This is a genomic window from Micromonospora hortensis (assembly GCF_022230935.1).
In the GTDB taxonomy this organism is placed as follows: Bacteria; Actinomycetota; Actinomycetes; order Mycobacteriales; family Micromonosporaceae; genus Micromonospora; species Micromonospora hortensis.
The window spans coordinates 37,166-62,986 of sequence record NZ_JAKKFE010000022.1 but is presented as its reverse complement, the minus strand read 5'-3'; the positions used below and the strand labels follow the sequence as shown (position 1 = coordinate 62,986).

Genomic DNA, 25,821 nt, shown 5'->3' with positions numbered 1-25,821 from the left:
GCCCCGCGCCCCGCGCCCCGCGCCCCGCGCCCCGCGCCCCGCGCCCCGCGCCCCGCGCCCCGCGCCAAGATCGTGCTCGAACCAGGATGTAGTGGCCTCATCGACCGCCGACACCACTACTTCGTGGTTCGAGCGCGATCTTGCGGGCTCGCCCCGAGGGGAGCCGTGGCGTCCTGAGACGCCCAGCAGGACGCAACTGCGTGCCTTGGCACGCCTGATCCACGCGATTGCTGCCTGTTCCGGGCTTCTGCCCTAGCAGATGCGGGCATTAGGGTGAGCGGGTGACGACCTACCGGATCGGGGAGGCGGCCGACCTGCTCGGCGTCAGCGCCGACACCATTCGCCGCTGGGTGGACGCCGGGCGCCTGACGGCCGCGCGCGACGAGCACGGCCACCGGGTCGTCGACGGCGTCGACCTGGCGGCGTTCGCTCGCGCTCAGGCCACCGACCCGGATGCGGGCGCCGAGTTCTCCTCGGCCCGCAACCGGTTGCGCGGCATCGTCGTCGACGTCCGTAAAGACACGGTGATGGCTCAGGTCGACATCCAGGCGGGCCCGTTCCGGGTCGTGTCGCTGATGAGCCGGGAGGCCGTCGACGAACTCGACCTGCGGGTCGGGTCGGTGGCCGTTGCGGTGATCAAGTCGACAACGGTCGTGGTGGAGCGGGCCGCGCCCGCCCCGGCGCGCGGACGGTCGGCCAGATGAAGGCGGAGACGAACGCGCGGGTGAACGCGCGGGTGAACGCGGAGGCGGTTGCGCGAATGAACGCGCGGACGGTCGCGCGGAGCAGGCGTACGGCGGTGGCTGTCCTGGTGGTGACCGGCCTGGCGGTGACCGGCTGCGGCTCGGGCGACGGCCGGGCAACCGGCAGCGGTGGGGACGGCCGGGTGACCGGCCCGGTGACCGTGTTCGCGGCCGCCTCGCTGACCGAGTCGTTCACCCGCATCGGGAAGGACTTCGAGGCCGCCAACCCGGGCAGCCGGGTGACCCTCAACGTCGCCGGCAGTTCCGCCCTGGCCAACCAGATCACCCAGGGCGCGCCGGCGGACGTGTTCGCCTCGGCCGCCCCGGCGAACATGACCCCTGTCGTCGAGGCCGGCGACGCCGACGGCACGCCGAGCGTCTTCGCCCGCAACCAGCTGGTGATCGCGGTGCCCCGGGGTAACCCGAAGGCAGTGGCCGGCCTGGCCGATCTGACCAGCCCGGGTGTGAAGGTGGCGCTCTGCGCCAGTCAGGTGCCCTGCGGCGCGGCGGCCCGCACCGCAGTGGACGCGGCCGGCGTCGCGCTGACGCCGGTCACCCTGGAACGAGACGTCAAGGGTGCGCTCGCCAAGGTGAAGCTCGGCGAGGTCGACGCGGCGCTGGTCTACCGCACGGACACGCGGGCGGCGAGCGCCGACGTGACGGGTGTGGAGTTTCCCGAGTCGGCGCGGGCGGTCAACGACTACCCGATCGTCGCGTTGAAGGACGCGCCGAATCCCAACGGGGCACGGGCCTTCGTCGCGTACGTCCGCTCGGCGCCGGCGCAGGCTGTCCTCGCCGAGGCGGGGTTCCAGGCGCCGTGAGGCAGGTCCACGACCACAACGCACCCCGCGATCGCCCGGCCACGCCTCGACGGCGGGGTCGAGTGCCGGCGGCCCTGCTGATCCCCGCCGGGCTGGGGTTGGTGTTCCTTGTCCTGCCGTTGGCGGGGCTGCTGATCCGGGCACCGTGGACGACCCTGCCGGAGCGGCTCACCGAGCCGGGCGCGTTGACCGCCCTGCGGCTGTCGGTGCAGACCGCCACCCTGGCCACCGCGTTCTGTCTGCTGCTCGGGGTGCCGCTCGCCTGGGTGCTGGCCCGGGTCGAGTTTCCCGGCCGTCGGCTGGTACGCGCGCTGGTCACCGTGCCGCTGGTGCTGCCGCCGGTGGTCGGTGGGGTGGCGCTGTTGCTGGTCTTCGGTCGGCGTGGCCTGGTCGGCGGCTGGCTCGACAGCACGTTCGGCATCACCCTGCCCTTCACCACCACGGGCGTCGTGCTGGCTGAGGCGTTCGTCGCCATGCCGTTCCTGGTGATCGCCGTGGAGGGTGCGCTACGCGCCGCCGACCACCGCTTCGAGGAGGCCGCGGCGACGTTGGGCGCCAGCCGGTGGACCACCTTCACCCACGTCACGCTGCCGCTGGTGGCGCCCGGTCTGGCCGCCGGGGCGGTGCTCTGCTGGGCGCGGGCGCTCGGCGAGTTCGGTGCCACCATCACCTTCGCCGGCAACTTCCCCGGTCGGACGCAGACCATGCCGCTCGCCGTCTACCTGGCGTTGGAGACGGATCTGGAGTCCGCGATCGTGCTCAGCCTGGTGCTGCTCGTCGTGTCGGTGGGCATCCTGGTGGCGCTGCGAGACCGCTGGATGACCACCGCGTGAGCGACCGACTTCTCGACGCGCGCCTCGTCGTCGACCGGGGCGTCTTCCGGCTCGACGTGCCGCTGCGGGTCGCGCCGGGCGAGGTGGTGGCGCTGCTCGGCCCGAACGGCGCCGGCAAGACCACAGCGCTGCGGGCGCTGGCCGGGCTGCATCCCCTCACCGATGGGCACGTCACCCTCGACGACGTCGACCTGGACCGCCCGGTGACCGGTGCCTGGGTGCCCACCGAACGCCGGTCGATCGGCGTGGTCTTTCAGGACTACCTGCTCTTCCCGCACCTCACCGCGGTGGACAACGTGGCCTTCGGGCCGCGCCGGCACGGCGTCCAGCGGCGGGCCGCCCGCGCCACGGCCCAGGAGTGGCTGGGCCGGGTGGGGCTTGACGCGCAGGCGCAGCGCAAGCCGCGGCAGCTCTCCGGCGGTCAGGCGCAACGGGTGGCGCTGGCGCGCGCGCTCGCCGTGGCACCGTCGCTGCTGCTGTTGGACGAGCCGCTCGCCGCGCTGGACGCCCGCACCCGGCTGGACACCCGCGCGGAGCTGCACCGGCACCTGTCCGCGCACGCGGGCGCGACGGTGCTGGTCACCCACGACCCGCTGGACGCGCTGGCGTTGGCCGACCGACTGGTCATCGTCGAGGGTGGCCGGGTCGTGCAGGAGGGCGACGGGCCGAGCGTCACCGCCCGCCCGCGCACTGACTACGTCGCCCGGCTGGTCGGGCTGAACCTGTACCGGGGTCGCGCCGACGGGCACGGGGTGCGGGTGTCGCCGGAGCTGACCCTCACTGTCGCCGACCGGTTGGACGGTGAGGCGTTCGTGGCGTTCCGCCCGGCCGCGGTGGCTCTGCACCCGGCCCCACCGGCGGGCAGCCCACGGAACACCTGGGCGGGCACAGTGGCCGGCGTCCAGCGTCACGGTGACAACGTGCGGGTGCAACTGGACGGCCCGATCGGGGTGGCCGCCGACGTCACGCCGGCCGCCGCCGCCCAGTTGCGGCTGATCCCCGGCCAGCGGGTCTGGGTGGCGGTCAAGGCGACCGAGACCCACGCGTACCCGGCCACCGGCTGACCCGACGACGACGGCCCGCGCGAACGCCGGCCCGCAGCGGAGCGCAGACCCACGCGGACGCCGACCCAGGCGGACGCCGACCCGCACGGACGCCGACCGGCTTGCCCGCCAGCGCGGACCCGTCAGCCGGCAGGATACGGCCGCACACCCGGCGCGGCACCCGCCTCAGCTGGTGCAGCCAACGCCACGCGGGCACCGCCAACGCCACGCGGGCACCGCCAACGCCACGCTGGTGCGGCCAACGCCGCACCGATGCGCACGCGAGTCAGCCGGCGAGCAGGTCGGCGTGTGCGGCGCGCAGCCGGGCCAGCGTCGGGTCGCTGCCCGGGACGACCCGGCTGTCCAGCTCGGCCCACACCTCGGCCAGCGCCGCGCGGACCGCGCCAAGCTCGGCGGCGTGCCGCTGTGTGCTGCGTCGGTGCTGCTCCTCGAGGCGGCGGGCCCAGCCGGCGGTGACCGTCGCGAGCCGGTCGGCGTCGGCGCGGGCCTGGGCGCCGCTGCGGGCGGCTGCGGCGGGGACGATCGCGGCGACCGGGCGGGGATCGCCGTCGCGGGTGACGACGGTGACCGCGTCGGTCAGCTCGGCCAGCGCGACGAGCTGGCTGAACCGGGTGCGCGCCTCACGCAGCGGCACGGAACGCGGCGGGTCGGAATGAGGGGTGAGCGCGGGGACGGCCATGGATGCATGGTGCCGCGCGGGTATGACAACTATTCGCTGTCGTCAGTGGACGGTGCGTGGCGGGCGGTCCACTCGTCGGCCAGCACCGACCAGACCTCAATGTCGATCCGGCCGTGCGGACCCGGGCTGACCTGGCGCAGCGTGCCGTCGAGGCGCAGGCCGAGCCGGTCGGCGAGGGCCTTGCTGCGGGTGTTGTCGGCGGTGGTACGCCACTCCACCCGCTGGATGCCGCGCTCGCGCACCGCCCAGTCGACGATCCGGCGCACCGCCGGGGCGACCAGGCCCCTGCCCTGCGCCGCCGGCTCCACCCAGCAACCGACCTCGCACACGCCCCGGGTCACGTCGAACGACACGAACATGACCCCGCCGACGAGCGTGCCCCGCCACCACAGCCCCCAGATGCCACCGCTGTCGCCGGCCCAGAGGTCGGCGTACCGCTGCAACACCGCACGGGCCGACGGCAGGTCGGTGGCGACGAAGGACGGTGACACCCAGGGCTTGATGTGCTCACGGGCCCGGTCGAGGTGGGCGAGAAACTCCTCGGCCCGCCACGGGTTCAGCGGACGCAGCTCGATGTCCTCGGTCAGCGGCAGGGCGAACACCGGGCCTCCACTCAATGCGCTTCTCACGTCCGTAGGAGGCTCGCACAGGCACCCCGGTCGAGGCACGACCGCCCTCCGCGCTCACTGCGGCAGGTGGGTCCGCAGCGCGGCGAACTGGGCCACCGTCAGGTATGAGGGGTTGGCGGCCTGCGGCTGACGGAACACCTCCAGGGCGGCGAGCCGGTCATCGGCGCGCAACAGCCGCCGGGGCACCCGGTTCCGTTCGGCGAGGATGGGCAGATCCAGCGGCACCGACCACTGCTGTCCCGGTGCGCCTGGCTCGGCCGCCCCGGTGACCCGCCCGACGCCCCACACCCCGTACGGCAGTCGGCCCCGGCTGCCGCTGGCCCAGAACACCACCGGCTGCCCGGCGCACATCAACCGCGCCCGGTAGCCGGGACGTACGCACCAGCTCGTCACCAGTGGCTCACTGGCGAACCGGGCGCTGAGGTCGACCAGGTCCGCGTTGCCCTTGATCAACCAGGCGCCCAGGTCGTCGAGGCGCACCCGTGGCTCGGTCATCGTGTACCTCTTGCCCGGCTGACGGCAGCGTCAATCAGATGATCATGTGGGTCCAGTAGCTGAGCCAGAGCACGAACAGCACGCCCTGCACCACTGCGAGCGCTGCGGTCAGCCACACGTCGACGCTGGTGTGGCGGGCCCAGCGGGCCAGCACCAGCGCCACCGGAAAAGCGGCTAGCAGATAGCGCAGGAGGCTCTTGTACACCGGTGGGCCCATCGACAGCGGCACCAGCACCATGAGGACGCCGTACACCAGGTAGGCCAGCTCCCGGCGGCGGAACCCGGCGACCAGCACGGCGAGGACAGCCACCGCGAACCACGCCCGCGCGCCGTCGCGCGGCTCCCCGGTCAACCCGTCGAGCAGCACCGGAACGGGGTTCTGCACCTCGATGCCCCAACCGGTCTCCTGGGCGTGCTGGTAGGCGAACCAGTCCCCGCCCCGCCAGCGGCAGTACGCCATGAAGGTGAACCACCCGGCGGGGAGCAGCAGCAACGGCCAGCCGATCCGGACGTAGCCGAGCAGGGCGCGTGGCCGGAGCCGCCAGTCGTGCTGCCGCAGCAGCACCAGGGCCAGCGGTAGCGCCACGAGCAGGCCGACGGAGCGACTCATCGCCAGGAAGTAGCCGATCACGCCGACCAGCAGCCACCGGTGTCGCTCGGCGTAGTAGAAGGTGGCCAGCGCGAGGCAGACGAAGAGCGACTCGGTCAGCGCGGCCTGGAACAGGAACGCGGTAGGCAGCAGCAGCAGGTACCGGGTGAACCGGCGGGCGGCGTACGCGTCGCCGAGGAGCAGCTCCGCCAGCCGGTAGCCGTACCAGAGCGCCAGCAGGAACGCCACGTTGCTGATCACCAACAGGGCCAGTGCGTTGTCGCCGCCGAGGACCGTCCCGAGGGGCCGGGCCAGGAACGGGTACAACAGCGGGAATCCGAAGTCTCGCCACGGCCCGCTCAGGGGCAGCTCGCTCAGCCGCAGGTAGAGCAGCGAGTCCCAGGCGAACCAGAAGGAGATCCACCGGTGCCCGGAGATCTCCCGCTGCTGCGCCCACATCAACGCCTCGTCCGGCGGCGGGGCCCCGGGGACGCCGTCCCAGGCGTGAAGGACCAGGAGGCCGACCAGGGTGAGCAGCAGCTTCGCGCCGAGGAACAGGCCGATGACGTACGGCCAGGGCGCCGGCACCCGGCGGGCCAGGCGTGCTCCACCGCGACCGGCCGCGACCGCCCGCACGGCAAGCGCCGCCGCGCCGCTGCGCCACCGGTCCATCCGCCCCACTTCCCCGCTCCCCCGGTCCGCCGGCCGCGCGGGGAAGTCGCTCTTCTCGTGGTACGCCGCAGCGCTCCCCGCCGAAGCGAGGACCAATTACCACCAAGTGTGACATTCTGCCCAGAGCGGGTGGACGCCGCGCCTCAACCATGGCGGTGAGCAGGGAGCGCGTCAGCATGAGCGAGCAGAACGGCACTGTGGTCATCGGTGCGGGGCCGGCCGGGCTCACCGCGGCGTACGAGTTGCTCCGGCACGGCCGGTCGGTGCAGGTGTTCGAGGCCGACGAGGTGGTCGGCGGGATCAGTCGGACGGTGGAGCGCGACGGGTGGCGGTTCGACATCGGCGGGCACCGGTTCTTCACCAAGGTGCCCCGGGTGGAGGCGTTCTGGCACGAGATCCTGCCGGACGAGGACTTCCTGACCCGGCCCCGGATGAGCCGCATCTTCTACCGGGGCGCCCTGTTCAACTACCCGCTCAGCGCCGTGAACGCGCTGCGCAACCTGGGTCTGCCGGAGGCCGTCCGCTGCCTTGGCTCGTACGCCCGCGCCCGACTGCGGCCGCCACGGGACCAGTCACACTTCGAGGGCTGGGTGTCGGCCCGGTTCGGCTGGCGGCTGTACTCGATCTTCTTCAAGACGTACACCGAGAAGGTCTGGGGCATGCCGGCGGACCGGTTGCAGGCCGACTGGGCGGCGCAGCGGATCAAGAACCTGTCGCTGGCCACGGCGATCCGCAACGCGCTGTTGCCCCGGCGTCGGCGCACCGATGTGACCAGCCTGATCGAGGAGTTCCAGTACCCGAAGTACGGGCCCGGGATGATGTGGGAGCGCTGCGCCGAGCAGGTCCGCGAGCGGGGCGGGCAGGTGTCCACCGGCAGTTGGGTCACCGCCGTGCACCGCGACCCGGCCCGCCGGCGGGCGATCAGCGTGACGGTCAACGGCGCGGGCGGGCAGCGTACCGAAGCAGCCGACCACGTGATCTCCTCCATGCCGATCTCGGAGCTGGTGACCGCGCTGCACCCGCCCGCGCCGCCGGAGGTGCTGGCCTGCGCGGCCGACCTGCGCTACCGCGACTTCCTGACGGTCGCCCTGGTCGTGCCGGCGGAGTTCTCGTTCCCTGACAACTGGATCTACGTGCACGACCCGGGGGTACGGGTGGGCCGGATCCAGAACTTCGGCTCCTGGTCGCCGTACCTCGTCAAGGACGGCCGCACCTGCCTGGGCCTGGAGTACTTCGTGTTCGAGGACGACGAGATGTGGCGTACCCCGGATGCCGACCTGGTGGCCCTCGCCACCGCGGAGCTGGAGCGGTTGGGGTTGGTTCGACAGGGCGTGGTGGAGGCCGGCTACGTCGTGCGCATGCCCAAGGCCTACCCGGTGTACGACGAGCGCTACCAGCACAACGTGGACGTGATCCGGGCCTGGCTGACCGAGGCGGTGCCGAACGTGCACCCGGTGGGTCGCAACGGCATGCACCGCTACAACAACCAGGACCATTCGATGCTGACCGCGATGCTCACCGCCGAGAACATCGCCACCGGGAGTACGCACGACGTCTGGTCGGTCAACGTGGAGCAGGATTACCACGAGGAATCCTCTGGCGGTGACAGCCGGCGGGGCACCGGCCGGGACGCGCCGGTGGTGCCCAGCCGAATCATCGCGGCGCCGATCACCCTGCCGGAGGGGTCGGACGACCGAGCCCCTGTCGCAGCTCCCCCGTCTCACGCCTGAAGCTGAGCACGCTCTGGCGGCACGGGCGGGTGCTCACCGCGGCAGGTGCGTGCAGTGGGCCACCGTGGCGTCGTCCGGGCTGTGCGCCTCCGCGCCACCGGTGGTCTGCGCCTCGGCCTGCCGGACGCGGGCGATGACGCCGGTCGGCCCGCTGGCCCGAAGCAGGTCCAGCATGCCCGGCCAGTCGGTCCGACCGTACGGGCTGACGATGCGGCTGGCACCGTTGCTGAGCAATGCGACACCGTTCAGGTCGGCGAGGGACCGGCTGCCGGTCACCGCTTCCCGCGCCGCGCGCGGGTCATCCTTGGCTATCCAGTAGCCGCCCGGCTGGTTTCGGCGGGCACGCAGCGCGGTGACGCAGGAGGCTCGCACCCGGTCGTACTCCGGCGTTCCCCGGGCAATGCCGGCCAGCGGCGCCGAGCACTCCCGCCGGGCGGTCATCTCGCGCTCATCGGTGATCACCAGCGGGCCGTCGTCGGCCTGGTCGATGACGAGGAAGGAGTCCGCGAGCAGGAGCCAGTCCAAGCGGTCCTGGTGGGCGCGGACCATCGCGACGGTGGCCTGCGGGCTGCTGGGGTCCGCGATGTCGCAGGTGTCGCCGTGCTCGGCGGCGATCTCGCCGATCGCGGTGCCGAGGATCGCGGCGAGCTGTCGCCCGTCGCCGAGCGACAGGTGGCCGAGCAGCGCGCCGCCGAGGCGGTGCGTGTACCAGGCGACGCCGTGGGAGCAGAGCGATTCGGCGCCCGGAATGCCGGCGCCGTCGAGCAGAACGACAGCGTCGGGAACCGCACCGACGAAGTCCTCATTCGGCCGATCGGCACTGCCGGCGCTCGTCGCCAGGCTGACGTCCACTCGTGGGCTCCTGTCTGGACTGGTGAGCCGCTGGCCGCAGCGCACGGATCAGGTCGAGCGTCGGCGGGTGACGCCGTCCAGGATGGTGGTCAGGTTGTGGTGGAAGGTCTCCTCGGCGTCGAGGTGAGCGCCGTCGATGACGAGCCGGGCCACTGTGGGGTACCTGCCGGTTGTCAACATGCGCGTCAGGTAGGGGCCGAGGCTGGCCTGGAAGGCGGCTTCGTCGGTGCCGGTGGAGCGTGCGGTGCGTCGTTCGGTGACCTCTCTGCGGACCGATCCGATGATGACGGCGTTGAGGGCGCCCACGGCCCGCTGGAGATCGTCGATGTCAACCACGCCGGGGGCCGCGCTGAGCGCCGCGGCGGTCGCTTCGCCCACGGCGAGCGCGTGCGGCCCCAGGTGCGGCCGTCCGCCGAGCACGTCGGAGAACCACTCATGCTCAAGGGCGGCAGCGCGGGTCGCGTGGGCGATCGCCAGAACCGTGTCGCGCCACCCGGAGCGCTCGCCCACCTCGGCGATCCGGGAATAGACGACGTCGACCATGAGATCGAGGAGCTCCGACTTGTTGATCACGTAGTCGTAGAGCCGCATCGGACCGACTCCGAGCTCTTTAGCGATCTTGCGCAGTGACAGCCCGTCGAGGCCGTGCGCGTCGGCAAGCCGGATCGCCGTAGCGGCGATCCGCTCGCGGCTCAACGGCACCGGCACCGCCCGAGGCTGAGGTTCGGGCCGCTCCCAGACGGGCAGCGGCTCGTTACCGTACGGTGTATCCACCAATACAGTGTACGGTAGCGCCGTGAGAACGCGAATTGCGATCGCCGGTGGCGGACTCGGCGGGTTGACGCTGGCTCGGATCCTGCACCGACACGGCATCGACGCCGTGGTGTACGACCGGGAAGCAAGCCGATCCGCCCGGCCTCAGGGCGGCGCCCTCGATCTGCACCCGGAGTCCGGGCAACTGGCCCTGGCCGAGGCGGGTCTCGCCGGCCGGTTCCGGTCGGAGGCGCGGCCCGATGGCGAGGAACACCGCATCCTCGACCCGACCGGACGCACCCTGGTGCACCACGAACCGCAACCCGGCTCGTTCTCCGGACGTCCCGAGATCGACCGGAGCGCACTTCGTGATCTCCTACTCGACTCCCTTCCCGGCGACACGGTCGCCTGGCGGCACCGGCTCGTCGCGGCGACCCCCCGACCCGACGAGGGCTGGGAACTGACATTCCACGACGGCCACCGAGCCAGCTGCGACATCCTCATCGGCGCGGACGGCGCGCGATCGGTCGTCCGGCCACTGCTGACCGACGTCGAACTGTCCTACGTGGCAACGCTCGTGGAGCTGAACGTCGACGACGTCGACAGACGTCATCCCGATCTCGCCGAACTGGTCGGCCCCGGGAACCTGTGGTGCGTCGGGGTGAACCAGATTCTGGCAGCGCAACGTCTCGGCGACGGCAACCTCCGGGTCGGGATCTCGCTGCGCGAAAAGGACCGGCCCCTGGATACGTATCGCACCAAGGAGGCACTGCTGGACCTGTTCGCTGGCTGGAACCCCCGACTCACCGCACTCGTCAAGGCCGCCGAGAGCGCGCCGACGCCACGCGTGATCGAGGCGATGCCCATCGGTACGCGCTGGACCAGCCGGCCGGACGTCACCCTCATCGGCGACGCCGCGCACCTCATGCCGCCGGTCGGCGAGGGAGCGAACCAGGCCATGCTCGACGCCGCAGAACTCGCCAGCCGGCTCGCTGCCCACCCCGCCGACCCGAATTCGGCGATTCGGACGTACGAGGAGTCGATGTTCAGCAGGATTCAGCCGATCGCCGAGATGTCCGCACGAGTCCAGGCGATGATGCTGTCCCCTACCGCGGCGGAGGACATCGTCCGCTTCTTCACCCGGCCGGCGGAGCCCGCACGCACAGAATGACATCTGGCGCCGTCGACGCGGCTGGCGATAATCGTTTCATGACGACGGATGTGCACAGTGAGTCCGGTCTCCGGAAGGCCACCCTGACAGATCAGGACCTGGTGGAAACCTCGTGGGATTACTGCCGAATTCACGCGCTCGCCGTCACCCACGACGAGGGTCCGCTCGAAGATCCGACAGGGGACTATCGCGAGGACGACGACCTCGATCCCACCGCACCGTCGGCCTTGACGTTGCATCTCGACCTCGACTACATCGTGCGCCGGATCGATCCGGGCCCGATGCGGCAAGTCCACTTCTGGGTAGCACCGGCCACGCTGATCTTCCACAATGTTTGGGACATCGTCGGCGGCTTGCACTCCATCTGCCTGCCGTTCGAGTTGAAGAACCTGCGCCAGGAGGCCCCCGCACAGTCAGGGGAGCCCTGCTGGCACCTGGAGGGGCGCGACCTGGACCTGAGGTTCCAGGCGTCGGGCTACACCCTCTACCTGCGCCAACCCCCGCGTTACGGCAATCGAGTGCTCCGGATGGCCGAACGGGGCGGCATCAGCTTCGACCCGAAGCCGTTTGCCTGACCCAGGAACGGCCCAGCCCGTGGCTCAACGCCCGACGCCCTGGCGGCGACACCCCGACGGCGACCGACGTGTCTTCGACCGGCTCCTGGCCTCAGATCCTGACGCGTAAGACGTGACCGTGCGCCCAGTGCGGCTCGGGCATCTCGGCACGACCGGTCAGGGCTTGCGGGCCACCGCGCCATAGATGGAGGCGTCGGCCAGGGGCGGACGCTGCTCCGGTGGCACCTGCGGCCGCCACTGGGTGACCGGGGCGATGCCCGGTTCGGCCAGCTCCAGACCGGTGAAGAAGCGGGCGAACTCGGCGCGGTCGCGGGAGACGGCATCCTGCTTCATCCGGCCCGCGGCGAACTCGGCCTCCATCCGCCTGACGATCTCGGCGGGGAGGTGGTCGGTGGTGAAGTGGGTCAGCGCCAGCCAGCTGCCCGACGGCAGCGCGTCGAGCAGGCGGGCGACGCGCTCGTGTGGGCGGTCGTCGTCGGTGAGGAAGTGCGTCACGGCGATCAGCACCAGCGCCACCGGTTGGGACAGGTCAAGGGTGGCGTGCAGTTGCGGGTCGGCGAGGATCTTCTCCGGGTCGCGGAGGTCGGCGTCCAGGTAGGCGGTGGCGCCGGCCGGGTCGCTGGTCAGCAGCGCCCGGGCGTGGACCAGCACCATCGGGTCGTTGTCGACGTAGACCACCCGGGAGTCGGGGGCCACCGACTGGGCCACCTCGTGCGTGTTGTCGGCGCTCGGGATGCCGGTGCCGATGTCGAGGAACTGCCGAACGCCGACCTCCTCGGCGAGGAAGCGGACCGCCCGGCCGAGGAAGGCCCGGTTCTCCCGGGCGAGCGTGCGTACCCCTGGATAGACGGCCGCGATCTGGTCGCCGGACTCCCGGTCGACGGCGAAGTTGTCCTTGCCGCCGAGCCAGTAGTTGTAGCGGCGAGCCGGATGCACAGTCGTGGTGTCGATCCGGTCGGCACCACGGCCCTCGGGCAATTCCGACGTGGACGGCACCGTCACGAGACCTCCCCAGGTCGACGGGACACGCCGCATCCACACAGTCACCGGGCGCATCCAGAGGACATCTTAAGCCGTACCCATGGGCCTGCGGGGCCCGCCGACGCGCGGACGCCGCCGGAGCGGGAAACCGCTTACCAGGAGGCTATTGACGCTCATCACTGGCTGTCAGTACCGTGATGCGGGCAGCGAGAAAGCGCTTTCCGACCCCTCACCGTCCGACAGGGAGCGCCCCCATGCCCCGACACCTCCGTGCGTTCTGCCTGATCCTGCTCGCCATCGCCACAGTGGTGAGCACCACCACCGCCCTGCCCGCCGAGGCCGCCCCGCGCTTCCGGGTGCTGGTCTTCTCCAAGATCACCAACTTCTACCACGACTCGATCCCGGCCGGCATCGCCGCGATCCAGCAGCTCGGCGCCGCCCACAACTTCGAGGTCGTCGCCACCACCGACGCGGCTGCCTTCACCGACGCCAACCTCGCCACCTTCGACGCTCTCGTCTTCAACAACACCAACAGCCTTCCGACCTCGGGTGACCTGCTCAACGCCAGCCAGCGGGCCGCGTTGCAGACGTTCATCCGCAACGGCGGTGGTTGGGCCGGCCTGCACGCCGCCTCGGCCAGCGAACGCGACTGGCAGTGGTACGAGGGGCTGGTCGGCACGATCTTCGACTACCACCCCGACTTCTCGTCCACCGGCGGCACCTTCCCCGGCCGGGTCAAGGTGCTCGACCGGGCGCACCCCTCGACGCGCAACCTGCCGGAACTCTGGGAGCAGAGCGAGGAGTGGTACAACTGGCGGACCAACCCGACCGGCAACGTGCACACCCTCGCCCAGATCAAGGTGCGCGACGGGATCAACGGCCTGGACGAGGGCGTCGACCACGCGTACTCCTGGTGTCAGCGCTACGACGGCGGCCGGTCCTGGTTCACCGCCGGAGGGCACGCCAGCTCCCAGTTCAGCACCCCGACCTTCCTGGAACACCTGCGCTACGGCATCGAGTGGGCGGCCGGCGCGGTCGCCGGTGACTGCTCGGCCACCAAGACCAGCAACTTCGAACGGGTGGGGCTGGTCACCGAGAACCTGGCCGACCCCTTCGAGTTGGCCGTCGCCCCGGACCGGAAGGTCTACTACATCCAGCGCACCGGCGCGCTGAAGGTGGTCAACTCCGACACCCTCCAGGTCACCACGCTGCTGGACTTCGCCTACACCTCGGCGATGACCGACCAGTCCGACGGGCTACTCGGGATGACCCTGGACCGCAACTTCGCCAGCAACGGCTGGATCTACCTGCTCTGGTCGGACAAGACCCTCAAACAGCTCAACCTGTCCCGGTTCACCGTCGCCAACAACAGCGTCGCGCTCTCCTCGGAGAAACGCCTGCTGACCATCCCCACCTATCGGGGCGAGGGCCGGGCCAACTCGCACATGGGCGGGTCGTTGGCCATGGACGCGGCCGGACGGCTCTACGCGGCGATCGGCGACAACACCGACCCGTTCGCCTCCAGCGGCTACACCCCCGTCGACGAACGCGCCGGCCGCGCCGCCTGGGACGCCCAGGGCACCGCCGGCAACACCAACGACCTACGCGGCAAGATCCTGCGGATCACCCCACAATCCGACGGTACGTACACGGTGCCGAGCGGCAACCTCTTTCCCGCCGGCACCGCGAGGACCCGGCCGGAGATCTACGCGATGGGCATGCGCAACCCGTTCCGGATCACCATCGAACCGCAGACCAACGCGGTGCTGGTGGCCGACTACGGTCCCGACGCCCGCGCCGCCGACCCCAACCGCGGTCCGGAGGGGACCGTCGAGTTCAACCGGCTCACCAGCGCCGGCAACTTCGGATGGCCCTACTGCGTGGGCAACAACATTCCCTTCAACGACTACAACTTCGCCACCAACACCTCGGGGGCGAAGTTCACCTGCGCCGCGCCGGTGAACAACTCACCCAACAACACCGGCCTGACCACCCTGCCGGCGGCGAAGTCCGCGCTGGTCTGGTACGCGTACTCCGCCTCCACCCAGTTCCCCGAGCTGGGCACCGGCGGTGGCGGGCCGATGAGCGGCCCGGTCTACGACTACGACCCGGCCAACACCCGCACCACGAAGTTCCCCGAGTACTTCGAGGGCAAGTGGATCACCTATGAGCTGACCCGCAGGTGGTTCAAGACGCTGTCGATCCACAAGACGGCGCAGAGCTTCAGCAACGCGCGCTTCGGCCCGACCGCCGTGGGTGACCTCCAGTCGATCAACGGAATCTTCGGCACCATGAGCTGGATCCAGCCCTTCGAGGCGGAGTTCGGCCCGGACGGTTCGCTCTACGTCATCGACTTCGGCGAGGGCACCGGCAGTGGTCGCGGCGGCAGCAACGCCGGCGCGGGCATCTACCGGATCGACTACGTCGCCAACGGGCGGCCACCGACCGCGAAGATCGCCGCCACCCCCGACACCGGACGTACGCCGCTCGCTGTGACGTTCTCCTCGGTCGGGTCGTCCGCCGGTGACGGGTCGGCGCTCAGCTACGCCTGGGACTTCACAAACGACGGCAGCACCGACTCCACCGCCGCCAACCCGAGCCACACCTACTCGACGGCCGGGAAGCACACCGCCCGGCTGACAGTGCGCAACAGCGGCAACGGGTTGACCGCCACAGCGGTCACCGACGTGGTGGTCGGCAACACCCGACCGACGGTGACCATCACAGTGCCCGACGGCGGGTTCTTCGACTTCGGCGACAAGATCCCGTACACGGTGACGGTCACCGACCCGGAGGAGACGACCATCGACTGCGCCAAGGTGACAGTGCAGACGCAGCTCGGCCACGACTCGCACGCCCACCCGCTGGACGTCTACACCGGTTGCTCGGGCCTACTCGCCACCGAGGCCGACGCCGGTGACGGCCACGGACCGGGGCAGAACCTCTACACCCTGATCACCGCGCAGTACACCGACGGTGGCGCGACCGGCGGCGTACCGGCGCTGACCGGCTCGACCCGCGTGCAGTTGCAGCCCAAGAGCAAGGAGGCCGAGCACTTCAGCGCCCAGTCCGGCGTCACTGTCAACGACCGGGCCACCGCCCGCGCCGGCAAGCGGCTCGGCGAGGTCGACCACAACGACTGGGTGGCGTTCGGGCCGGCGGACCTGCGCAACGTCGGCTCGGTGACGCTCGGGGTGACCAATGGCGGGCTCGGCGGCGCCATCGAACTGCGCACCGGCTCGCCCACCGGCACGCTGATCGGCACGGCCACCATCGGCTCCACCGGCGGGTGGGACAACCTGGTCTCCCCCACCGTCACGCTGACCAACAAGCCCACCGGCACTACCACGCTGTACGCGAAGTTCGTCAACGCCGCCCAGGTCAATGGCACCCCGGACCTGCTCGCCCTGGACTGGCTGCGGTTCAACGGCGCCGGCGTCAAACAGGAGCCGGGCGGGACGTTGTCCCTGGCCGCCAACCCGACCGGCGGCGCCGCGCCGCTGACCACCACGCTCACCGCCACGGCGACGGCACCGTCCGGGCAGAGCATCACCGACTACGCGTGGGACTTCGGCGACAACAGCGCCATCACACACGGGGCGACGCTACGGTCGACGGCCCACAGCTACCCCCGCAAGGGGACCTACACCGCCCGGGTGACGGTCACCTACACCAGCGGGGAGACCCGCTCACTCAACCTGACCATCACGGTCACCTGACCCCGGTCGCCGGCGGGCGGGAGCGTCCCGCCCGCCGGCGCTACCACGCCAATCGCCCAGACCCCGGAGTTCCTCGGCGCCGTCATCAGCCGCCGACGAGCGCGTCACCTCGCCGCGGCAGATGCGTGCGCAGGGCGTGGGGCGCGAATCAGGGTCGGGCTGCGCCCTCGATGGAGGCGCTTGTTTGGGGACGGAGTGCGGTCAGGAGGCTGTCGAGTTGACCCCAGGCCCGCGCGCTCGCGATGGGGTCGATGTAATCTCTGGACTCGATGATGAGCCCATTGCGGATACGCATCACGAAGACGCAGGGCACAGTGAACGCCTCACCTGTCTCGGCTACCCGCCCCTGATAGGCGAACTCGGCGACGATCACCTCCGGGTCCGCAGTCTCATGAATCGTCACGTCGACTGGCTTACGGACCAGCGTCCGGGTGACGGGAGGCGGCGCGGTGAAATGCTCGTGCAGTTCGTTGCGGCTACGCAGCGACGGCGGGTTGAGCGGGTGGAACGGATGTGTGACAAGGGTCTGTTCGGCGTACAGGTCGGCCAAGTCCTCGTACGGACCGTCGCAGACTCCGTTCACCAGTCGGAGGAACGTCTCGCGTGGGCTGCTCATGGCGGGCTTCCTACGAAATCGGTAGACGTCACCTGGGCCACGCCGAGGACTACCTCCGGGGTGGCCGGGGCCCCATCGACGGCACCCTACTGACCTGAACCTCGATGTGACTGTCCCGAAGCGCATTCGTCGTCCGTACCCGGTGCATCCTCATCGACAGAGGTGCGTGTCATACCCGTGTGTGAGGCTTCGGGGCATGGCGACATTCGTTCTGATCCACGGCGGCGGGGGCAGCGCCTGGGACTGGCATCTCCTTGTCCCCGAGCTGACCAGCCGCGGCCACGACGTGGTCGTACCGGAGCTGCCGATCGAGGACAGATCCGCGGGGTTCACCGAGTTCTGCCAGACGGTCGTCGACGCGATCGGCGACCGGAGCGATCTCGTGGTCGTCGGGCACTCGTACGGTGCGTTCACCGCGCCGCTCATCGCCGACAAGCTGCCGGTGCGGCTGCTCGTCCTTCTCACACCGATGGTCCCCAAGCCCGGTGAAAGGCCCGGTGACTGGTGGGCCAACACCGGTTACCGCAGCGCCGAAGGGCTCAGTGAGGAGCAGCAGTTCTACAACGGTGTCCCGGCCGAGATCATCGCGGAGGCAGCATCACACAGCCGGGACCAGGTCAGCGCCGAGGGCGACGAGCCGTGGCCCCTGGACGCCTGGCCAGACGTACCGACGACGGTGCTCCTCGCCCGCGAGGACCGGTTCTTCCCGGCCGACTTCCAGCGCCGGGTTGCCGCTGAGCGCCTCGGCGTCGTCCCGGACGAGATCGACGGAGGGCACTGCGTGCCGCTCAGCCACCCGAAGCAGCTCGCCGACCGTCTCACCGCGTACCCGCTGCCCTGAGGTCGTGACCACGGCGTCACCGTCGGTGGGGCGGTGCACGTCGGCACCGCCCCACGCTCGGTTGAACGGTTACTGCCAGGAACTCTGTTGGGTGTAGACGAGGTTGCCGGGGACCACGGTGCCGTTGGTGCGGTACTCGGTGTACGCCCAGAAGTCACCCTCGGCCAGCGGCTTGTTGGGCTTCAGCGTGAAGCTGAAGCCCTGACCGCGCTCCGAGGTGGAGGGCAGCGTGAGGGTGGCACCCGAATACGTGGCGTTTCGGCCGATGATGGCGTGGCCCAGCTCGAAGTCGACGACGGGACCACCGGGGTACTGTGCGAACACGTACGCGGTGTAGCGCCCCGGCTCGGGCAGGAACTTGTACGCCTGCTCGGCGCTGGTCCAGAACCTGTCACTGCTGTAGACGAGGGTGTCGCCCTTGTACAGGTAGAGATCAAGGTTCGTGTTCGGATCGGCGGTGTTGGCCTCGACGACAATGCCGGCGGTGTTCGCCGGCACGGTGAAGTCGACAGTCTTCACTCCGGTGGCGCTCGGGTCGAACACGCCCCCGTAGACGCCGGCCGGCATCGAGTACGACGTGCGCCGCATCGGGGTGTAACCGGTGCTGCGACCGACGAGCGGGCCGGTGAAGCCCGGCTGGACCATGCCGAAGGCGCCGTTGGCCATCCGGGCGAACTCCTCGCCGTCGTCCGCGTACGGCCGGGCCGAGATGCCCCACGGACGGGCGGCGACCGGGATCCGGGCGCTGTGCGCCTTACCCTGCCAGGTGATCGACCCGGTCACGTACCGGTCCCAGGGCGCGCTGCCCCGACGCAGCGTGATGGTGACCGTCGCGGACGTGCCGGGCGCCAGGGTCACCGATGCCGGCGACACGGTGACCTTCATGCCGGGCAGACCGGACACCGACGAACGGTAGGTCTCCCGCACCTTACCCACGTTGGTGAGGGTGCGGGTGAGGGTCACCGGGCGGGTCCCGTCGTACTCGCGCAACGAGATGGCCGGCAGGTTGAGGGCCTTGCCGTCGGGTTCGGTCGTCTCGCTGAACTCGATCAGCTCCGCCGCCGTGGGCTCGATGACCAGTCCCGGGTCGGTGGCCCGGGGCAGGTTGATGAAGCCGCTGCCCTGGTCGAGGGGGTTGCTGGTGCCGACGGTGTCGGTGGCGGTGGTGCGCAGCGCGGAGGCGACCGCGCCGGGTGACCAGTCCGGGTGCGTGGCGCGCAGGATCGCCGCCGCCCCGGCCACGTACGGCGAGGCCATCGAGGTGCCGGAGTACGCGTCGTACTGTCGCCCGAAGTTGCCCGCTGGTGAGACCGCGGCGATGATGTTCGACCCGGGGGCGACCAGGTCGGGCTTGAAGACGCCGAGGGTCACCTTGTCCGGGCCGGTGGAGGAGAAGTCGGCCACGCTCGGTATGCCCGGGACGCTGGAGCCGTCACCGCCGGTGCGCAACGACACGGTGGCGTCGGTGGGGTGGCGCATCAGGTAGTTGAACAGCGTGCCGGCCTGCTTCTCGGTCGGCAGGTAGACCACCGGGAAGTTGAAGATGGAGTTGATCCGGTAGTTGCCGACCGGGTCGAACACCATCATCGCCGCCCCGCCCTTGGCCTTGATCTCGGCGGCGGAGCCGAACATGTCGGACAGCGCGCAGGCGACCACCTTGCCCTTGATCTTGGCGGGGTCCAGGCTGCCGGGCTCGCAGTAGACCGCGCCCAGATCCGGCGAGCCGGCCTGATCGCCGAAGACCAGCGGCCGTGCGCCGCCGCCGGGCAGGGCGTCCAGCGAACCGCCGACCAGCTTCGTGCCGTCGCCCAGCTTGGCGGTGGCCTCGTCGAGCTTGGTCACCGCCGCGCCGACAGTGGTCACCCAGGGTGCCGCGTTGCTGATGGCCCCACTCACGATGCCGGTGTTGCCGGCCGACGCCGCGACGAAGACCCCGGCCAGCGAGGCGTTGAGGAACGCCATGCCGATGGGGGTGTTGGCCTCCCAGTCGCCGAGCTGCGAGCCGATCGAGAAGTTCAGCACCTGCACGCCGTCGGCGACGGCCGCGTCGATGCCGGCGATGATGTCGGCGTCGTAGCCCATGCCACCCCAGAGCACCTTGTAGACGGCGATCTGAGCATCCGGCGCCACCCCGGAGACGGGACCGAAGCGGCGACCGTCGATCGTGACGTTCGAGATCGGCAGGCCGGCCGCCGTGGAGGCGGTGTGGGTGCCGTGCCCGGACGCGTCGCGGGGGGACAGGAACTCGCCCTCGGGCACCGAACCACCGCCGGCGAGCCACGAGTCGGCGAAGTACCGGGCACCCACGATCTTGCCGTTGCAGTGCTCGGCCACGAAGGCCACACCGGTCTGGCAGGTGCCGTGCCAGTTCGCGGGAGCGGGCATCTTCTTGGCGAACGACGCGCTCTCCGGCCAGATGCCGGTGTCCAGGACGCCGATCACCATGCCCGCGCCCGTGCCGGGGCCGGGCTTGGCCGGCCGGCCGGAGCGGTCCGTCGGCGCCGACTGGTCCGCGTCACTCGAGGTGGCGGGCGTCGGGTTGGCGGCGGTCGCCGTGGTCGCGGTGGGCGGCGCCGAGGGGGTGCCGAGGGCCCGCGAGGCGGTGACGGCGCGGACGCGCTTGTCCGCCCGCAACGTGCTCACCTGCTGGGTGGTCAGCTTTGCCGAGAACCCGTTGAAGGCGGTGGTGTAGACGGCGTTGAGAGTGACCCCGGCCGCGGCGGCGACGGCGCCCCGCTGCGTGTCGAGGTGCCGGCGGTACGCCTGCGACGGCGTCGACGTCACGTCCAGCCGGTTACCTGCCGCCGGGCGAGTGCGGGTCAGACCCGACACCCCACCGGTGTACGTGGTCAACGGGTCCTCGGCCAACTCGACGACGTACATGCCGGTGCCGGTTTCGTCGACGGCTGCCTTCGGCGTGGCCGCACGGTTGCCACCGGGTCGGCGGTCGCCCCCGTCGGTCAGGGTGACCTTCCGGTCGGACCCGGCGGTGAAGTAGCCGGCGCCGCTGCCGTTGCCCGACGACCCCGCGGGTGCCGCCGACGCCGTTCCCGCTACACCGGTGGTACCGGCGATCAGGGCGACGACCAGCGTAGGTATCGCCAGTCTTCGCAGCCTGTTTCCGCTCGTGCCTGTAGCCACGAGGCTCCTTTCGATTGCTCCCTTGTGGAGCGTCTTTCATTGGTCGCGACCCGCACTGGGAGCGCTCCCCCACCCAAGTCCACGACGGTTAATCGAAGATTTGCGCGGTGTTACGGATCACTGGTGCGTATAAGATCACAACGCCTCGGCGAGGGCGCCCAGCCCCACGAGTCGGCTCCGCCACCGCTGAGGCGCGCACCGGTCAGCCGCAGGCCGCGTGATCATCTAGTATCAGCGGCCACCTGGCGTACGACATGGGGGTTCGGTGGCATGTGGTCATTCATCAAGCGGTCAAAGGCCCCGGCCCTGGACCCGACCTATGGTGACCCGCACCGGAAGGCCCTGATCCGGGCGTTGGAGAAGCGCAGGTGGAAGTTCGCCCGGGAACTGCTCACCATGGCCGCCGATGCGGACGAGATGGCCTACCTCATGGAGGCGGTCGGCGGGGTCGAAGGGATCCAGGACTGGATCGGCGACTGGATCGACGCCGAGCCCGAGTCGACGTTGCCCGTGCTGGTCGCCGGTTGTCACGCGGTGCACTGGGCGTGGGAGGCACGTGGCGGCAAGCGGGCCAAGTACACCGCCGCTGCCCAGTTCAAGGCGTTCCATGAGCGGTTGCACTACGCCGAAGCGTTGTTGGAGAAGGTGCTGGCCCAGGAACCCGACAACGTCACCGCACGAGCCTGGCTGGTCACCAGCGCACGGGGCCTGGGCATCGGGGCGGCGGAGGCTCAGCAGCGCTTCGAGGCGGTGACGCGACTCCACCCGGGGCACGTGGTCGCGCACGAGCAGCGGTTGCAGTATCTGTGCAAGAAGTGGTCCGGTAGCCACGAGGAGATGTTCGACTTCGCGCGGAGCGCCGCCGCGGCGGCCGGACCCAACAGCCTCCTGCACGAACTGGTGGCCGTCGCCCACTTCGAGAGGTGGGAGGCCACCGACGTGGAAGAGGGCAACGCGTACTTCGACTCGGACGAGGTCCGCGCCGAGCTTCTCACCGCCGCGGAAAACTCGATCTTCCACCCGGATTACATCCCCGCCGGTCCCGGCTGGGCGCCACGGCTGGCGATCTTCGCGCTGACCTTCGAACTGGCCGAGGAGTTCGACGCGGCCGCGCACGTGTTCGCGTTGCTCGACGGGATGGTCACCGAGTGGCCGTGGTCGGTCCTCGGCGAACCGGTCGAGAAGTTCACCGCCTCTCGCGACTGGGTGGCCACGAACCGGAGCGCCTAGCTAGCAGACGAGGGTAGCCACGTTCGCTCCATCCCCGTTCCATCGGATCCCCCTCCTCACCTACCGGGGTATTTACCGGGAACCTAGCAGCAGTAGTCCGAAATGCGAGCTTAGTATCGAATCACTGCTGATCCGACCGGCGATGGAGTGACTGTGTGAACGGCGCGGAAGCACTGCTGCGGACGCTTGTCGACGGCGGGGTCGAGGTGCTCTTCACCAACCCCGGCACCACCGAGCTGCACCTGGTCGGAGCGCTGGAGTCGGTTCCCGAGCTGCACGGCGTACTCGCTCTCTTCGAGGGCGTGGTCAGCGGCGCGGCCGACGGTTACGCCCGGATCGCCGGCAAGCCGGCGGCGACGCTGCTGCATCTCGGGCCCGGTCTCGCGTACGGCCTGACGAACCTGCACAACAGCCGCCGCGCCAACTCGCCGGTGGTGAACATCGTCGGGGACCACGCGACGTTCCACACCGCCTTCGATCCACCGTTGAACTCCGACATCGCCGCCCTGGCCGGATGGCTGCGCGGTCCCGTCCGCCGCCCCGAGGACGCCGCCGGCGCGGGGCCGGACGCCGCTGCCGCACTCGCCGCCGTCCTGGAGCCACCCGGCCAGATCGCCACCGTGATCATGCCGGCGGACGTGTCCTGGTCCGACGGAGGCGCGGCCGGCGCTCCCGTGCGGCCCCGGCCGGCGCCGACCGTCGACCAGGGAACGATCACCCAGGTCGCTGAGGCTCTGCGGAGTGGCGAGACGACAGCACTGGTAATCGGCGGACCAGCTCTGCGGGAGGCGGGCCTGCTGGCAGCGGGCCGGATCGCCGCGGCGACCGGTGCACGCGTCTTCCAGGAGCTCTACTCCAACCGAGTCGAACGAGGGGCAGGCCTACCGGCGTTCCCCCGGCTCGGCTTCTATCCCGACCAGGTGCTCGACCAACTGAACGGGGCGCGGCACGTCGTCGTCGCGGGCACCAAGGCGCCGGTCTCGTTCTTCGCCTACCCCGACCAGCCGAGTCTCCTCGTACCCGAGGGCGCCCAGACGCACGTCCTGGCCGAGGTCGGTCAGGACGCCGTCGCCGCGCTGGTCCGGCTCGCCGACCTGGTGGCACCGGACGCGACGGCCCAGGTCACCGACCCGCACCGACCGGCGCTACCTACCGGCGCACTCACAGTGCAGAACTGGGCCGACGTCATCGCGGCACTCCTGCCCGAACGGGCCATCATCATCGACGAGTCCGTGAGCTCCGGCACCGCCCTCGCCGCCGCCACCGCCGGCGCTCCCCGACACGACGTGCTCATGCAGACCGGTGGCGCCATGGGCGACGGCCTGCCCCTGGCCGTCGGCGCCGCCGTCGCCGCACCCGACCGGCCGGTGGTGGCGCTGGTGGCCGACGGCTGCGTGATGTACACCGCCACCGCGCTCTGGACCCAGGTGCGCGAGCGGTTGAACATCACCAACGTGATCCTCAACAACCACGGGTACGCGATCCTGCGCCAGGAGTGGGGCTACTTCAGCAAGCAGCCGGGCTCTGTCGACCCCGACGCCAATCCGCTGTTCGACCTGACCAACCCTCAGATCGACTTCGTCGGGCTGGCGAACGCGTTCGGGATGCCCGCCACCCGCGCCACCACCGCCGAGCAACTCGCGGAGCAGTTCTCCGCGGCGCTGAACCAGCCGGGCCCGCACCTCATCGACGCCACCATCCCCGCTGCGGCCTAGGCTACGTCTCCTCGTCGCCGCCAGAGCACGGTGCACGCCGCGGCCAGGGCCAGTCCGAGCAGTGGGGCGACACCCACTCCGGCGAGCGTGCAGGCCACCGCGAGCAGCGCCGGTGGCATCCAGCACCAGGCGGGCACGGTACGCGGGACACGACCACGCCGACGGGCCGCGGCTTCCACTGCCATCGGCACCACCAGCACCGGTAACGCGGCGGCCAGCACTGTCAACCAGGGCAGCACCAGACGGTCGAACCGCGCCACCGCCAGCATCCCGCCGAGCACCGCGACGAGCAGCATCGCCGCCCGCGCCGGCAGGCGGGGAGCCAGACCGCGCAACGCCAGGGAACCGGAGTACGTGGTGGTCAGCGCCGCCGCGAAGACCGCCACCGCGACGAACAGATTCGCGTACGCGGCCAGCCCCGAGCCGGTGGCGAGCAGCGCGACCACGTCGGCCGAGCCGGTCCGCAGCCACAGGCCAGCCCCGGCGAGCACCCCGAGCAGCGCCGGCCCGATCAGCAGCCCCACGCACCAGGCCAGGTCACGCCTTCGGGAAAGGCCCACGCTGAAATCCGGCGCGCGCAGCGCGAACACGGCCGCGTACCCGATCAGCGCGGCGGCGTCGGCGAGCCCGCCGCCGGCGAGGCGGACCGGCGCACCGGGTGGTGGCAGCACCGTCAGGCACCAGCCGACCAGCACCACCGCGCTGAGCGTGGTGACCACCGCGACCCGGTTGCCGAGCCGGGCCGGCGCCCAGGAGACGGCGAGGACCGCCACCTCCAGCAGCACCGGCCCGGCCCAGCCCGGCAGGTGGGTCAACGCGGCCAGCGAGGCGCCGCCGAGCCCGACGTTGAACCCGTTCCACCCGATCATCGACACGGCCAGCACCGCCGTCAGCAGCAGCCGCGAGGTGTCCCCCAGGTACGCGGGCAGCACCGCGGTCAACGTCCCGCCGTCGCCGAGCGGCCGGCGTAGCCCGATCCGGCCCTGCCCCCAGAGCAGGGCCGCCATCAGCGTCCCGCCGACCAGCAGCCCGCCCACCGGCACCGCACCGCCGTGTCGGGCGGCCATCGCCGCGCCGAGCACCAGGGTGGCGGGTGCGGTGCCGATGCCCAGCCAGGCGCCGACCGCCGCCGGCCAGCGCCGTTCGGGGACGTCAGGCAACGTGGCGTAGGTAGCCGGCGATCGCCGCGTCGAGCACCTCCGCGCCCGGACGCGCCCACACCTCGGCGGAGAAGACCTCCACCTCGATCGGGCCGACGTAGCCGGCCGCGTCCACCGCCTCGCGCAGCCGACGTAGCTCGATGCAGCCGTCACCGGGCAGCGCCCGGCCGAGCAGCACCCCCTCCGGCAGCGGGGTCACCCAGTCGCAGACCTGGAACGCCGCGATCCGGGCGCCGGCCCGCGCGATCTGCGCGTACACCATGTCGTCCCACCAGACGTGGTACGCGTCGACGACCACGCCGACCACGGCCGGGTCGAACCGCTCGGCGATGTCCAGCGCCTGGCCGAGGGTAGCGATCACGCACCGGTCGGCGGCGAACATCGGGTGCAGCGGCTCGATGGCCAGCCGAACCCCGGCAGCCTCGGCGTGCGGGGCCAGCTCGCCGATCGCGTCGGCGACCCGACGCCGCGCGCCGTCGACGTCCCGGCTGCCGGCCGGCAGCCCACCGGAGACCAGCACCAGCTCCGGAGCGCCGAGGGCGGCGGCCTCCTCGATGGCGCGCAGGTTTTCCGCCCGCCAGTCGTCGGCGGAGAAGAAGCCGCCCCGGCACAGCGACGTGACGGCGAGGCCGGCGTCGCGGACCAGTTTCGCCGAGCGGGCCAACCCGTACTCGGCCACCGGCTCCCGCCACAGGCCGATGCCCGGTACACCGGCCGCCACGCACCCGGCCACCACCTCGGGCAGCGGCCAGCGCTGGGCGGTGGCCTGGTTGAACGAGAACCGCGCGAGGCTCACTGGGCTGGTCTTCGCT

22 protein-coding genes are annotated in these 25,821 nt (G+C 71.1%); 11 read left to right on the top strand and 11 right to left on the bottom strand.

From position 1 onward, the window contains the following. Window positions 1–281: 281 nt before the first annotated feature. Genes NIE111_RS16160 through NIE111_RS16145 form a run of 4 tightly spaced genes read left to right on the top strand, consistent with a single transcriptional unit; the run spans window position 282 to window position 3,461 of the window. Window positions 282–704, top strand: a complete 423-nt coding sequence (locus tag NIE111_RS16160) for a TOBE domain-containing protein (protein ID WP_238685181.1) — start codon at window positions 282–284, stop codon at window positions 702–704. Window positions 705–760: 56 nt separating this feature from the next. Continuing rightward, on the top strand, window positions 761–1,564 hold the full coding sequence (gene modA, locus NIE111_RS16155) for a molybdate ABC transporter substrate-binding protein (RefSeq protein WP_238685187.1): 804 nt from the start codon (window positions 761–763) through the stop codon (window positions 1,562–1,564). Continuing rightward, window positions 1,561–2,397 (top strand): molybdate ABC transporter permease subunit, encoded by an 837-nt coding sequence (gene modB / locus NIE111_RS16150; RefSeq protein WP_238685180.1) that lies wholly within the window; start codon window positions 1,561–1,563, stop codon window positions 2,395–2,397. Before modA ends, modB begins: the two co-directional genes overlap by 4 nt. Then, window positions 2,394–3,461, top strand: a complete 1,068-nt coding sequence (locus NIE111_RS16145; RefSeq protein WP_372488347.1) for an ABC transporter ATP-binding protein — start codon at window positions 2,394–2,396, stop codon at window positions 3,459–3,461. Before modB ends, NIE111_RS16145 begins: the two co-directional genes overlap by 4 nt. Before the next feature lie 265 nt (window positions 3,462–3,726). Here the strand turns inward: NIE111_RS16145 and NIE111_RS16140 are convergent, their stop codons facing one another. The 4 genes from NIE111_RS16140 to NIE111_RS16125 all read right to left on the bottom strand — a co-directional run bounded on the left by NIE111_RS16140 (window position 3,727) and on the right by NIE111_RS16125 (window position 6,525). Beyond that, a complete protein-coding gene (locus tag NIE111_RS16140) occupies window positions 3,727–4,140 on the bottom strand; it encodes a type II toxin-antitoxin system Phd/YefM family antitoxin (RefSeq protein ID WP_238685179.1) in 414 nt (137 codons plus the stop codon). Window positions 4,141–4,169: 29 nt separating this feature from the next. Continuing rightward, complete coding sequence (locus NIE111_RS16135) at window positions 4,170–4,742, bottom strand: GNAT family N-acetyltransferase (RefSeq protein WP_238685185.1); 573 nt, start codon at window positions 4,740–4,742, stop codon at window positions 4,170–4,172. Window positions 4,743–4,823: 81 nt separating this feature from the next. Continuing rightward, entirely contained in the window at window positions 4,824–5,264 is a 441-nt protein-coding gene (locus tag NIE111_RS16130) for a hypothetical protein (protein WP_238685178.1), read from the bottom strand. Window positions 5,265–5,298: 34 nt separating this feature from the next. Beyond that, a complete protein-coding gene (locus tag NIE111_RS16125; protein ID WP_238685177.1) occupies window positions 5,299–6,525 on the bottom strand; it encodes a hypothetical protein in 1,227 nt (408 codons plus the stop codon). A gap of 176 nt (window positions 6,526–6,701) precedes the next feature. Here NIE111_RS16125 and NIE111_RS16120 point away from each other — a divergent pair, with 176 nt between their 5' ends. Beyond that, the gene (locus tag NIE111_RS16120; protein ID WP_238685176.1) at window positions 6,702–8,255 is read left to right on the top strand and encodes an NAD(P)/FAD-dependent oxidoreductase; all 1,554 of its coding nucleotides are present in this window, start codon (window positions 6,702–6,704) and stop codon (window positions 8,253–8,255) included. 33 nt (window positions 8,256–8,288) lie between these two features. Here NIE111_RS16120 and NIE111_RS16115 read toward each other — a convergent pair whose 3' ends face one another. Beyond that, complete coding sequence (locus NIE111_RS16115) at window positions 8,289–9,107, bottom strand: hypothetical protein (RefSeq protein ID WP_238685175.1); 819 nt, start codon at window positions 9,105–9,107, stop codon at window positions 8,289–8,291. Between the two features lie 48 nt (window positions 9,108–9,155). Continuing rightward, the gene (locus NIE111_RS16110; RefSeq protein ID WP_238685174.1) at window positions 9,156–9,881 is read right to left on the bottom strand and encodes a TetR/AcrR family transcriptional regulator; all 726 of its coding nucleotides are present in this window, start codon (window positions 9,879–9,881) and stop codon (window positions 9,156–9,158) included. 22 nt (window positions 9,882–9,903) lie between these two features. On the opposite strand from NIE111_RS16110, the gene NIE111_RS16105 reads away from it, so the two are divergent. Next, window positions 9,904–11,031, top strand: coding sequence for an FAD-dependent oxidoreductase (locus NIE111_RS16105; protein WP_238685173.1), 1,128 nt, complete (start codon window positions 9,904–9,906; stop codon window positions 11,029–11,031). A 38-nt stretch (window positions 11,032–11,069) separates the two neighbouring features. Continuing rightward, a complete protein-coding gene (locus NIE111_RS16100; protein WP_238685172.1) occupies window positions 11,070–11,606 on the top strand; it encodes a hypothetical protein in 537 nt (178 codons plus the stop codon). Between the two features lie 156 nt (window positions 11,607–11,762). On the opposite strand, the gene NIE111_RS16095 is transcribed toward NIE111_RS16100, so the two are convergent. Next, the gene (locus tag NIE111_RS16095) at window positions 11,763–12,608 is read right to left on the bottom strand and encodes an SAM-dependent methyltransferase (protein ID WP_238685171.1); all 846 of its coding nucleotides are present in this window, start codon (window positions 12,606–12,608) and stop codon (window positions 11,763–11,765) included. Window positions 12,609–12,841: 233 nt separating this feature from the next. On the opposite strand from NIE111_RS16095, the gene NIE111_RS16090 reads away from it, so the two are divergent. Further along, the gene (locus tag NIE111_RS16090) at window positions 12,842–16,306 is read left to right on the top strand and encodes a ThuA domain-containing protein (RefSeq protein ID WP_238685170.1); all 3,465 of its coding nucleotides are present in this window, start codon (window positions 12,842–12,844) and stop codon (window positions 16,304–16,306) included. A 148-nt stretch (window positions 16,307–16,454) separates the two neighbouring features. Here NIE111_RS16090 and NIE111_RS16085 read toward each other — a convergent pair whose 3' ends face one another. Further along, on the bottom strand, window positions 16,455–16,922 hold the full coding sequence (locus NIE111_RS16085) for a nuclear transport factor 2 family protein (RefSeq protein WP_238685169.1): 468 nt from the start codon (window positions 16,920–16,922) through the stop codon (window positions 16,455–16,457). A 196-nt stretch (window positions 16,923–17,118) separates the two neighbouring features. On the opposite strand from NIE111_RS16085, the gene NIE111_RS16080 reads away from it, so the two are divergent. Continuing rightward, the gene (locus NIE111_RS16080) at window positions 17,119–17,763 is read left to right on the top strand and encodes an alpha/beta fold hydrolase (RefSeq protein WP_238685168.1); all 645 of its coding nucleotides are present in this window, start codon (window positions 17,119–17,121) and stop codon (window positions 17,761–17,763) included. A gap of 69 nt (window positions 17,764–17,832) precedes the next feature. Here NIE111_RS16080 and NIE111_RS32030 read toward each other — a convergent pair whose 3' ends face one another. Then, window positions 17,833–20,904 (bottom strand): S8 family serine peptidase, encoded by a 3,072-nt coding sequence (locus tag NIE111_RS32030; protein WP_308193685.1) that lies wholly within the window; start codon window positions 20,902–20,904, stop codon window positions 17,833–17,835. A 270-nt stretch (window positions 20,905–21,174) separates the two neighbouring features. On the opposite strand from NIE111_RS32030, the gene NIE111_RS16060 reads away from it, so the two are divergent. Both NIE111_RS16060 and NIE111_RS16055 read left to right on the top strand, forming a co-directional pair. Next, window positions 21,175–22,134, top strand: a complete 960-nt coding sequence (locus NIE111_RS16060; RefSeq protein WP_238685167.1) for a DUF4034 domain-containing protein — start codon at window positions 21,175–21,177, stop codon at window positions 22,132–22,134. 155 nt (window positions 22,135–22,289) lie between these two features. After that, on the top strand, window positions 22,290–23,849 hold the full coding sequence (locus NIE111_RS16055; protein ID WP_238685166.1) for an acetolactate synthase large subunit: 1,560 nt from the start codon (window positions 22,290–22,292) through the stop codon (window positions 23,847–23,849). Here NIE111_RS16055 and NIE111_RS16050 read toward each other — a convergent pair. Then, window positions 23,846–25,009, bottom strand: a complete 1,164-nt coding sequence (locus tag NIE111_RS16050) for a purine-cytosine permease family protein (RefSeq protein ID WP_238685165.1) — start codon at window positions 25,007–25,009, stop codon at window positions 23,846–23,848. The two genes, NIE111_RS16055 and NIE111_RS16050, sit on opposite strands and share 4 nt — an antisense overlap. Next, window positions 25,002–25,805, bottom strand: a complete 804-nt coding sequence (locus tag NIE111_RS16045) for a sugar phosphate isomerase/epimerase family protein (protein WP_238685164.1) — start codon at window positions 25,803–25,805, stop codon at window positions 25,002–25,004. Before NIE111_RS16045 ends, NIE111_RS16050 begins: the two co-directional genes overlap by 8 nt. Window positions 25,806–25,821 lie beyond the last annotated feature (16 nt).

Coding starts and splice junctions, on each gene's coding strand:
- modA (WP_238685187.1), top strand. CDS start 761: ATGAACGCGCGGACGGTCGCGCGGAGCAGGCGTACGGCGGTGGCTGTC.
- NIE111_RS16060 (WP_238685167.1), top strand. CDS start 21,175: ATGTGGTCATTCATCAAGCGGTCAAAGGCCCCGGCCCTGGACCCGACC.
- NIE111_RS16100 (WP_238685172.1), top strand. CDS start 11,070: ATGACGACGGATGTGCACAGTGAGTCCGGTCTCCGGAAGGCCACCCTG.
- NIE111_RS16090 (WP_238685170.1), top strand. CDS start 12,842: ATGCCCCGACACCTCCGTGCGTTCTGCCTGATCCTGCTCGCCATCGCC.
- NIE111_RS16080 (WP_238685168.1), top strand. CDS start 17,119: ATGGCGACATTCGTTCTGATCCACGGCGGCGGGGGCAGCGCCTGGGAC.
- NIE111_RS16140 (WP_238685179.1), bottom strand. CDS start 4,140: ATGGCCGTCCCCGCGCTCACCCCTCATTCCGACCCGCCGCGTTCCGTG.
- NIE111_RS16130 (WP_238685178.1), bottom strand. CDS start 5,264: ATGACCGAGCCACGGGTGCGCCTCGACGACCTGGGCGCCTGGTTGATC.
- NIE111_RS16120 (WP_238685176.1), top strand. CDS start 6,702: ATGAGCGAGCAGAACGGCACTGTGGTCATCGGTGCGGGGCCGGCCGGG.
- NIE111_RS16125 (WP_238685177.1), bottom strand. CDS start 6,525: ATGGACCGGTGGCGCAGCGGCGCGGCGGCGCTTGCCGTGCGGGCGGTC.
- NIE111_RS16085 (WP_238685169.1), bottom strand. CDS start 16,922: ATGAGCAGCCCACGCGAGACGTTCCTCCGACTGGTGAACGGAGTCTGC.